The organism is Halanaerobium sp. (assembly GCF_003070835.1).
In genome coordinates this window covers 1-8,841 of the sequence record NZ_QBLR01000138.1, presented here as the reverse complement: position 1 = coordinate 8,841, position 8,841 = coordinate 1, and the positions used below count along the sequence as shown (strand labels likewise).

General features: G+C 30.8%; 7 protein-coding genes. All 7 read right to left on the bottom strand.

The features are described 5' to 3' along the window. Positions 1-888: 888 nt before the first annotated feature. Entirely contained in the window at positions 889-1,872 is a 984-nt protein-coding gene (locus CI949_RS13045) for an aldo/keto reductase (protein ID WP_290767151.1), read from the bottom strand. 217 nt (positions 1,873-2,089) lie between these two features. Then, the gene (locus tag CI949_RS13040; protein WP_290767149.1) at positions 2,090-2,212 is read right to left on the bottom strand and encodes a hypothetical protein; all 123 of its coding nucleotides are present in this window, start codon (positions 2,210-2,212) and stop codon (positions 2,090-2,092) included. 192 nt (positions 2,213-2,404) lie between these two features. Next, positions 2,405-4,183, bottom strand: a complete 1,779-nt coding sequence (locus tag CI949_RS13035; protein WP_110301130.1) for an ABC transporter ATP-binding protein — start codon at positions 4,181-4,183, stop codon at positions 2,405-2,407. Beyond that, on the bottom strand, positions 4,184-5,941 hold the full coding sequence (locus CI949_RS13030) for an ABC transporter ATP-binding protein (protein WP_110301131.1): 1,758 nt from the start codon (positions 5,939-5,941) through the stop codon (positions 4,184-4,186). It lies immediately after the preceding gene. Positions 5,942-5,978: 37 nt separating this feature from the next. Then, positions 5,979-6,938 carry an acetylxylan esterase gene (locus CI949_RS13025; RefSeq protein ID WP_110301132.1) on the bottom strand — a complete coding sequence of 320 codons (960 nt, stop codon included), beginning with the start codon at positions 6,936-6,938 and terminating at the stop codon, positions 5,979-5,981. A gap of 214 nt (positions 6,939-7,152) precedes the next feature. Beyond that, positions 7,153-7,746 (bottom strand): YesL family protein, encoded by a 594-nt coding sequence (locus tag CI949_RS13020; protein WP_110301133.1) that lies wholly within the window; start codon positions 7,744-7,746, stop codon positions 7,153-7,155. 54 nt (positions 7,747-7,800) lie between these two features. Continuing rightward, positions 7,801-8,841, bottom strand: a 1,041-nt coding sequence (locus tag CI949_RS13015; RefSeq protein ID WP_290767147.1) for a sensor histidine kinase, incomplete at its 5' end; no start/stop codon positions are given.

The window sequence follows — 8,841 nt, the reverse complement described above, 5'->3', positions numbered from 1 at the left end:
ATTGAAGGCTCTTGCTGCATGTCTGTTCTTTGCGATATCCACTCCAACTACCAGCGTTGAAACTTTTACTTGCATAATCTTTTCATTTTGAGTATAATTCATATTAGATACCTCCTTGGTTTTTTAGAGATCAGAATGACCTCTGATACTCCGTATTATACCAAGGGGGTATCTTTTTGTCGATATTGATTTTTATTCATTACAGGAATGCTCCTATATATTTTCAGTTCTACATATTATTATAATATATTTAGCTTAAAATGACAAAAAAATGCACTACAAACACGAAAAACCACCCCGGGGAAGGGTGGCTTTAATTATCATTATATATTTAAGGGTTATATAATTATTTGCTTATTAGTTTTAGTTATTGTTTAGCTTTAATTATTATTTTATCCGATTGGCTCTCATAAATTTCTTAGTAATTACCTAAGTTTTTAAATGCATTTAGCTTTGCTTGATTCTCTTTAGAATCAAGTTGCGCCTCTTTCATGAATTTGAACATGCTATTAAACATATGCAATCATCCTTTCTTATAAAGTTATTTTAGTTATAATTTGATTGGCTTATATTTATAAAAAGTTATTGTCTTTAAGATGAAACAATTTTTAGTACTGATTTAAGTTTGCAAAAGAATCATGCTTAATCTGTTTTTCTTTTACAGATTGAATATTACTTTCAATTCTTCTACCATCAGCATTCGCACTCTTGATGAATGAGAATAATGAATTAAACATTATTAAATCACCCTTTCTTATAGTCTTATTGTTGTTAATTAATTATAAGTGATTTACTTATATTTTTCTTATATTAATTACATTATACACTTTTTAAATTACTTGTCAAGGGTTTTATTAAAGTCTAAATTTACAGACTTTTCCTTAAATTTCACCAGAGGTGATGCACACTATCTCTGATATATTCATCATAAATTTCGTCAACTCTCTCCATTACCTCATCTGGGAGGTCATCTGCTTCAGATGCTGCTGCATTATCTTTTACCTGCCATGGTTTTTTACCACCAGGAATTACACAGCTAACTGCATCATTCATTAAAATCCATTTAAGTGCAAACTGAGCCATTGTTAAAGCTTCTGGTTTAATTTTTTCTAATTCTTCTACAGCCTTTAATCCAAGTTCAAAATCTACACCTGAGAAAGTTTCTCCTTTATCAAAGGCTTCTCCATCACGATTGTAATTACGGTGATCATCTTCTGCAAAGGTTGAATCCTTAGAGAATTTACCTGTTAAAAGACCACTTGCGAGAGGAACTCTACAGATAATTCCTACACCTTTTTCTTTTGCCTTAGCTAAAAATTCATCTCCTGGCTTGTGTCTGAACATATTATAGATAATCTGTACTGTAGCCAGATTTTCATATTCCAGTGCTTTCATTGCTTCTTCTACCTTTTCTACACTAACACCATAGTTTTTAATTTTACCAGCCTTAACCATTTCTTCCAGAGCCTCAAATACCTCTTCCTGATCATAAACTTCAGTTGGAGGACAGTGCAGCTGCAGCAGATCAATGCTATCTACATTTAAATTTTTGAGACTGCGGTCCACAAACTTATTTAAATTTTCCTTATTGTAGCCTTCCGCTGCGTGTGGATCCAGTCTTCTGCCAGCCTTGGTTGCTATATATATATCTTTGTCATTTTCTTTTCTCAATTTAGCCATCAAACGCTCACTGCGACCATCTCCATAAACATCAGCAGTATCAAAAAAGTTAATTCCCTGATTTACAGCTTCTTTTAAAGCTGACATTGACTGCTCATCTTCTACATCTCCCCAGGAACCGCCAATTGCCCAGCCTCCAAAAGAAACTTCTGAGACTTCAAATCCTGTTTTTCCTAATTTTCTATACTTCATAACTTCTGCCTCCTTGAATTTTGAGAATATAATTAATTAATAAAACAAAGTTTATTTAAGTTCTGAATTATCTAAATATATTATATCATTTTTTTAGACGTATTTAAAGATTATGATATTAAAATAAAAAAGAACACCCCTATATAATAAGAAGTGTTCTTTTAAGTTTCATAATTATTACTATTTTTAATTATAACATTCATTATATTCTTATTTCCTAAAAATTCATATAACTACTGTTTTCATTACGGTATTCTTCTTTAGCTTTTCTAAGGTTGCTTTCTATTCTCTGCCCCTCAGAACTTACCTCATTAAAGAATCTTTTCAGTGTTTTAAACATTATTCATCACCCTTTCTTATCGTCTTATTATTGTAAATTTATTATAAGTGATTTTCTTATAATGTAATTATACAGTAATGATATTAATTGTCAAGAATAATTACTAATTTAAATAAAATTGTATTTCATTTTACATAAATATTCTTCCAAACAGCTAATATATAAAATAATTATTATTATTAAAATAAATTTTTAAATTACTCTATTATACTGAGCCATATATAAATCATGGTAATGACCCTCTTTAGCCATTAATTCCTCATGACTTCCAGTTTCAATAATTTCTCCTTCTTCTAAAACCATAATCCGGTCTGCATTTCTAATGGTAGAAAGACGGTGAGCTATAACAAAAGAAGTCCTTCCTTCTAATACAGCCTGTGTTGCCTTTTGGATTAAAATTTCAGTTTGAGTGTCAATACTTGAAGTTGCTTCATCCAGAATTAATATTTTAGGATCAGAAAGAATTGTTCTGGCAAATGAAATTAACTGCCGCTGACCAACCGATAATCTTGATCCACGCTCATTAACCTCAGTATCATAGCCATTTTCCATTTCTCTAATAAATTCATCAGCATAAACCATTTTAGCTGCTCTCTCTATATCCTCACGGCTGGCTTCTAAATTACCATAGCGAATATTATCGGCTATAGAGCCGGAGAAAATAAAGGTATCCTGCATCATAACTCCAATTTGTTTTCTTAAAGATTCAATTTTTACATTCTGAATATCCAAATCATCAATTAAGATACTACCCTGATCAATATCATAAAAACGGGTCATTAAATTAATAATTGTACTCTTTCCAGCTCCTGTTGCACCCACAAAGGCAATTGTTTCTCCTGGTTCAACTTCAAAGTTCATATCATTAAGAATAATTTCTCCATCTTCTTCATAGCTAAAAGTAACATTTTTAAATTCTACTTTCCCTTTAATTTCTGGCATTTCTTTAGCCCCGGATGAATCTACAATATCTGGTTCAGTATCCAGCACATCAAAGATTCTTTCGGCAGCTGAATTAGCAACTAAAACCTGATTATAAAAATTACTGATATTAATTATAGGCTGCCATAAACGCCAGATATACTGAAGTAATGCAACCAAAGTACCGATGGTAACCAAACCTGCATTTAAATCTCTAATCCCAACTAAATACATAATAATTACACTTATAGTATTTATCAAAAGTACAATTGGAAAAATACCATGAGACATCATTACTGTTTTCATCCAGTTGCTGACATAATCATCCTGCAGATCTTTAAAAATATTACTATTTTTGTCTTCTCTAACAAAAGCCTGAGTGATCTGCATTCCGGTTAAACTTTCATGTATATAAGCATTCATATTAGACCGTTTCTTTTGCACTCTACGCCAGCCAATTCTAATCTTCTTTTTTAGTAAGAAAATCAAAAAGATCAGTACTGGCATGACAGTGATCGAAATTAAGGTTAACCTTAAATCAAGATTGAGCATAATCACTAAAATTGCCAGAAAGCGAAATGTATCAGTTATTATGTTAATCAAACCATTTTCCAGTAAGTTCTGCAGTGAATTAACATTATTCATTACCCGAACTATAATTTTTCCAGCTGGAATTGAATCAAAATAGCTAAAGGATAATTTCTGTATATGTTGAAATAAATCCTGCCTAATATTACGTACTACTTTATGTCCCACCTTGCTCATTATTAAAACTCTAAAACGAACAGCAAATCCATTAACAGCAAGCAGTCCCAGATAGACCAGAGAAATCATAGTAAGTCCAGAATAATCGCCAGCTGTAATGTAATTATCAATTGCAACCTTGGTTAAATACGGACCTAAAAGATCTGCAAAGGCGGCCATGGCCATTAAAAATAGTGAAAAAGCAACTTTATATTTATATGGTTTTAAATATGAAAGTACTCTTTTTATATTATTTGGATCTAAATTTTCCATTTCTTCATCTTCAAAATATCGATTATAGGCCATTTAGTTCACCCACCTTTCTTCAATTTCTGCTTCATCTATTACTTCTTTATACTGTTCCTTAAACATTGTATAATAATGTCCTTTATTATTGATTAATTCTTCGTGAGTACCTCGTTCTATAATTTCTCCATGATCAAGAATAATTATTTGATCTGCATTTCTAACAGAAGAAATACGATGAGCAATTAAAAAGAGGGTACTTCTCTCATCCATTCCCTCTAAAGCCTGCTGGATCTGATGTTCAGTCTCCATATCAACAGCAGAAGTTGCATCATCAAGAATTAGGATTGGACTTTCTTCAACAATTGCTCTGGCTAGTGAAACTCTCTGCTTTTGTCCACCGGAAAGTCCCATTCCTCTTTCACCAATAACTTCTTCAAAACCAGCTTCCATATCTTCAATAAAATTGCGGGCACTGCTTATTTCTGCAGCTCGTTTTATTTTCTCTAAATCAAGTCCGGGCTGACCATAAGCTATATTATTGGAAATTGTTTCAGAAAAAAGGAATACATCCTGCATTACTATTGAAACCTGTTTTCTTAAATTTTGTAGATCATAATCTCTATTATCAACACCATCTATTAATATTTGTCCCTTAGTTGCCTCATAGTAGCGAGGAATTAAATTGATTAATGATGATTTACCACTACCGGTTGCTCCCATAATAGCAACAGTTTCTCCTGGCTTAGCATGGAAGGAGACATCCTTTAAAATATCTTCATCTCCATAACTTAGTGAAACATTTTTAAATTCAACTTCACCTTTAATTCTATCCACTTTTATTGCCTTATCTTTATTTTTGATTTCAGGCTCAGTCTCCAGGATATTAAAGATTCTCTCAGCAGAGGCACTTGTTCTGGAAAACATATTAACTATATGTCCAATCATCCGCATTGGCATAATTAACATCCAGAGATACGAATTAAACTGCATCCAGACACCAAGAGTGATTTCTCCCTGGATTACAAGGCGACCACCATAAAATAACAGCAGCACCGTGCTTGTTCCACCTAGAAACTCCATAATTGGAAAGTATTTAGACCAGATTTTTGCTGCACTATAATTTTTAGTAAAATAGTTATGATTCTCTTCATCAAATTTCTCCATCTCATAACACTGTTGATGGAAGGCTTTAACGATTCTAATACCTGAAATATTTTCCTGTACAGTTGAGTTAAGATCAGAATATTGACGCCTTACCTGGCGAAAAATTGGTTTAATTCTGACCCCAAGCCTGTAAGCAAAAAATCCAATTAGAGGACTTAAAGCAAGTGACACTAATGAAAGCTTTAAACTTTCAGGTATCAAAACTGCCATAACAAAGACTATGTAAAAAATTGCACGTGTAAACTGGATCATACCATCTGCAAAAAGCATTCTCACTGCTTCCATATCACCTGTCATTCTGGACATTAATTCACCGGTTCGATTATTGTTAAAAAAGTTAAATGATAGCTTCTGCAGGTGATCATAAAGATCCTGTTTTAAATCGCGAAGTAGATTTTGAGATAGACTTTCTGCAAAAAATCTCTGCACCATTATTGCTGCTGCTCTAAGCAGGTTAGCACCTATATAGGCAACCAAAAAGCCAGCCAGCAATTCCATTTTTTGAGCATTTATAACATCATCAATTATTCTTCTGTTTAAATAACCAGGAATCATAGAAAAAACTACATTTAGAATAATAAAAAATATAGCTCCAAAAAAGAATAATTTATATTCCCGAAGATAATTCCATAATTTTTTTAATTCTGCCATTTATATCTCTCCTAAAAAAACAAATTGGTAACTAAACTTATAAATCATTAAAAAATCTATAATGTCGATCTCTTATTCCAGGTAAACCCTCATGCCCATAATCAGGATAAATAACTATATCTTTTTTCGCTTCAATTTTATTATAAACTGCAAATTGAGTAGAAGGTGGACAGACTGGATCAGCAATAGCGGTTGTCATTAATACCTCTGCTTCTATTCTATCTGCCAGATTCTGAATATCTATATAGGATAATTTATTAAATATTTCTTCTTCCTTATTATGTAAAGGATTATATTTCCGGAAAAATTCTTTAATTTCTGCATAGGCGCTATTGTCGATATCTAACTGAGTTACTCTCTGATAGTCACTTAAAAATGGATAAACTGGAGCTGCTTTTTTGATTCGTGGTTCCAGTGCCGCACAGGCAACAGTCAAAGCTCCACCCTGAGAATAACCAAATACTCCAACTCGATCTTCAGCAATATTTTCCATATCCATTACAATTCCAGCCAGTTGGGCAGTATCTAGAAAAACATTTCGATAATATAATTTTTCGGGGGCATCTGCAAGACCTCTAATAATATGACCATTACGGGTATTACCCTTTACACCACCACTATCTTCCGAATAACCTGCACTCTGACCACGACAATCCATCCCAAAATATGAATAACCACGAGCTGCAAACTGTAATTTATCAGCCCAATCTTCAATTTCACAACCATAACCATGAAACTCGATTACTGCTGGCTGTTTTGTTTTAATATTTTTTGGTTTTATGTATTTAACATGGATCCTGGCATCATTAACCCCGGTGAAGTATAGATCATAACATTCAGCAAAATCGGTCTGGAAGGCTGAGTGTTTAATCTCTATTTCTGGATCAACTGCTTTCATTTCAGCCAGAGCTTCCTGCCAGTACTGCTCAAAATCATCAGATTTAGGACTGGAGCCCATATATTTTTTCATTTCTTTTAATGACATTTCAAAAAACATTTTCTATCTCCCCTTTTTTTAACAATTGTTAAAATAATTTAGAAACTACTAAATATTTCTTTAAAATTTTTATGACTTTCTTTAATAGTTAAATTTATCCTTACCTCTTAAGTTATCACTTTAAAATTTAAGTTGCAAGTCTATTTTAAAATTTAATTAATTTTTTTAAAACGATAAATAACAGGTCTAAGATAGACCTGTTATTTAATCTAATTCATCTATTATGATATAGATTAAATTTATCTTTTAAAAGGAAGTTAATCCAAAAAACATAAATTCCCATTATCAAAAGCAAGAAAATTGGCTTCCAGTATATTAGATAATATAAAGCAGGTAAAACACCAAGACATAAAATTGTTGTAATTAGATGTCTATTTGCAATAAAAAAAGCCATTTTAAAACTTCTCAGAATACTTAGATGATATCTAGCTAAAAGTGGATAAACAATTATACTTCCAGCCAGAAGTTCAAATAAAATAAAATATTGTACTGGAAGTAAAAATCTATTTAATGAAAGCATGTTCACACTTCTAATATTTACTAAAATCAAATAAAAAGCTAAAGCAAATACAGAAAAAATAATAATTCCCTGCTTAAAATTCAATTTAAAACTTTTCCAAAAATCTCTTACTAATTTATAGCTCTCTCCTCTTATTATTTTTCCGCTTACATAAAATAAAGCAATAGTTGCCGGCCCTATTGTTATTATTGCAATTGAAAAAACAAACCAAAGAATATTTAAAACTAATAAATTATAGATAATTTTAGATATTTTATAAATTGGACCATTAATATTAAATATGCCCATTTTCTCTCACCTCTACAAATTTATTTTATCTCTTCAATGCTTGTTTTTTGATCTTTATTTCTCTACCGGAATTATAATTTCTACTTCTGTTCCTTGATCAATTTTACTATCTAATTTTAAACCATATTCTTCTCCATAATTAAGTTTTATTCTTTTATTAATGTTTAAAATTCCAATCCCATGTTTTTTAAAGTCTTCAATTTCAATTTTTAAAACTCTATTTAAACTATTATTTAATAAATTTAATTTTTCTTCCTTAATCCCCTTACCATTGTCCGAAATTAAGAATATTATATCTTCATCTTTAATTTCTGCTTTAATCAAAATTTTACCACCATCAGTTTTGGATTCAAGCCCGTGATAAAAAGCATTTTCGACAATTGGTTGTAATAACATTTTTATTATTTTCTTATTTTTTATCTGATTTTTGATATCTATTTCGTAGTTAATTCTCTTAGGAAATCTAAGCTTCATTATTTTTAAATAACTTTCTATAATTTCAATTTCTTCTTTTACCTTAACAAATCTATTTGATTTAATACTGTATCTAAAAATATCAGCCATAGCAATAGAAATATCCATTATTTCCTGACTTTCATAAACCGCACCTATACTACGAATACATTCTAAAGTATTATATAAAAAATGGGGGTTAATCTGACTTTGAAGAGCAGATAATTCAGCTTTATGCCGAGAAATTTTAGTTTCATAAATTTGTGTTTGCATTTCAATTTCATGTTTTTTAAAGTTTTCAATTTTATCCAGCATTTTATTAGCATCTTCTACAATTATTCCTAATTCTCCATTGATATCTAAATTTATTCTTTGATTATCATTATTTTCTCCAATTAGATCCATACTTTTAGCAATACTAATAACTGGTTTAGTTATATTTTTGTTAAGAACAAAACCAATCCCTAAAAGTAAAATAACAAAAGTTAGACTACTAAAAATAATCATCAATGGAAATTGCTTTAAATCTTCCGCAACTTTATTACGAGAAGTAAAGCCATAGATTCTCCAGTTAGCAAAATTTATTCTTTCATTTTGAACAATATATTCTGAATTCTGATTATAGTTTTCAAAGGCTTTACT

Excerpts from the sequence above, each read along its gene's own strand:
- CI949_RS13045 (WP_290767151.1), bottom strand. The coding sequence starts at position 1,872 with ATGAAGTATAGAAAATTAGGAAAAACAGGATTTGAAGTCTCAGAAGTT.
- CI949_RS13040 (WP_290767149.1), bottom strand. The coding sequence starts at position 2,212 with ATGTTTAAAACACTGAAAAGATTCTTTAATGAGGTAAGTTCTGAGGGG.
- CI949_RS13035 (WP_110301130.1), bottom strand. The coding sequence starts at position 4,183 with ATGGCCTATAATCGATATTTTGAAGATGAAGAAATGGAAAATTTAGAT.
- CI949_RS13030 (WP_110301131.1), bottom strand. The coding sequence starts at position 5,941 with ATGGCAGAATTAAAAAAATTATGGAATTATCTTCGGGAATATAAATTA.
- CI949_RS13025 (WP_110301132.1), bottom strand. The coding sequence starts at position 6,938 with ATGTTTTTTGAAATGTCATTAAAAGAAATGAAAAAATATATGGGCTCC.
- CI949_RS13020 (WP_110301133.1), bottom strand. The coding sequence starts at position 7,746 with ATGGGCATATTTAATATTAATGGTCCAATTTATAAAATATCTAAAATT.